The sequence below is a fragment of the uncultured Campylobacter sp. genome, from assembly GCF_937997595.1.
Taxonomy (GTDB): Bacteria; Campylobacterota; Campylobacteria; order Campylobacterales; family Campylobacteraceae; genus Campylobacter_B.
Window position 1 is genome coordinate 1 of sequence record NZ_CALKTS010000110.1, and the last position, 1,597, is coordinate 1,597.

General features: G+C 47.3%; 1 protein-coding gene. It reads left to right on the plus strand.

Going from position 1 to position 1,597, the window contains the following annotated elements:
• Positions 1-506: DALR domain-containing protein (locus Q0614_RS03885; RefSeq protein WP_366125039.1), on the plus strand; the 506-nt coding region annotated here is incomplete at its 5' end.
• Positions 507-1,597 lie beyond the last annotated feature (1,091 nt).

Sequence of the window (1,597 nt, forward strand, 5' to 3'; positions counted from 1 at the left end):
ATCTGCTTGCGAGCAAAAAGAGGCTAGATAAAATTTACCGCCTTAAAAAGCGCGTGCGTGACGTTTTAGCTCCCGCTGCAGGGCAAAATTCCACGTCCGAGCTACCTGCTGCGGAGGCTAAATTTAGATCGGAGATGATGGAGTTTTTAAGCGACGATCTCAACACCTCAGGCGCGCTCGCGGTGCTAGGTAACTTCGTAGCAAGCGCGAATGAAGCGCTAGATCGCGCGCCAAAAGACAAGGCGCTAAAGGCTCGAATCGCTGCAAATTTGGAGTTTGCGAAGCAGACGCTCGGAATTTTATACGAGGATGAGACCGAATACTTTCGCTTCGGCGTGAGCGAGCAGCAAAGAGCGCAGATCGAGGAGCTGATAGAACAGCGCGCGCAGGCGAAGGCGGAAAAGAATTTTGCGAGCGCAGATGCTATCAGAGCGCGTCTTACGGATATGAAAATCGAAGTTATGGATACGCCTGGCGGCACCGTTTGGGAGGTCGCAACGGAATAAAACGTAAAATTTATCGCAAAATTTTACGTTAAATTTTATGATTTTTACGATGCGAAGCGTAAATCAGGATGCTAATCCGCGCGAAAATTTTAGCGCGATTTTTATTTGCGGCATCGCAATACGGCGGCGCGGTTTTGTTCAGTGATACGGTGCAGGAGCGATGCGATGTATAGCACGACGCGGCGGCGAAGGCGCAAGGCGGATCGCAATTTTCATTCGGTGGTGCAGCTGATACGGCGGCGCGATATAGCGCGGTACAGCGGTAGCACTACGGCTTCGTCTGTGCGTAAATTTTAGTGCGATTTTATGGCAATTGGCGATGCAAAGTTGCGATGCAGCGCAGTGAAAGCAGCGCTGCGGCGCACCTGTGCGTAAATTCTAACGCGACTAGGTGCAGTGGAATATGTTGCCGCAACGCGCAAATTTCGGCGCGATTTTTATTCGGCGATATCGTATATAGTGCGCAGCGATAAAAGTCACGATTTCATTTGGCGATACGGCTGATGCAGCGGCAAAACCACAAGGCAGGCTGCGATTTTCATTCGGTAGCGCGGCGGTGCGAAAGAGCAATGCGGCGCGACGATGCGAAGTCGCGATACACGCGGTGTATATTACGATACGGTCTTTGAGCGCTTTATGGTGTCTCAAAGCGTTCAGTGTTTAAAGTGGCTTGCGAAAGAGAAAGATCACTATGAATAAAAATTCGCTTGCTTTAAGCGCTTAGTGCTTTAAAAGCGGCAAATAAAAAAAGCTAAATCTCGGCGTCGTCCGCACGGTTGCCGCATGCGAGCGAGTTGATTTAGTGAGTGAGCTTGCGAAGCGCAAATTAGTCCCGCGCCGCCCCATAAATTTCGTGCTGCCTCGCGGCCGAAATTCTAAAATTTCAAGAATTTTGGAATTGTAAATTTTGGAATTTAAGGAATTTTAGAATTATAAATTTTGGAATTTCAAGAATTTTGAAATTTCAGGAATTTTGGATTCAAATTTTAAAAATTTTATAAAAAAGGATAGCATTTGAACGGCTTTAAAACTTTATTATCGCGCTTTAAGCCCTATTTTAGGGATTACAAGCCGCAGTTTGCATTGGCGAT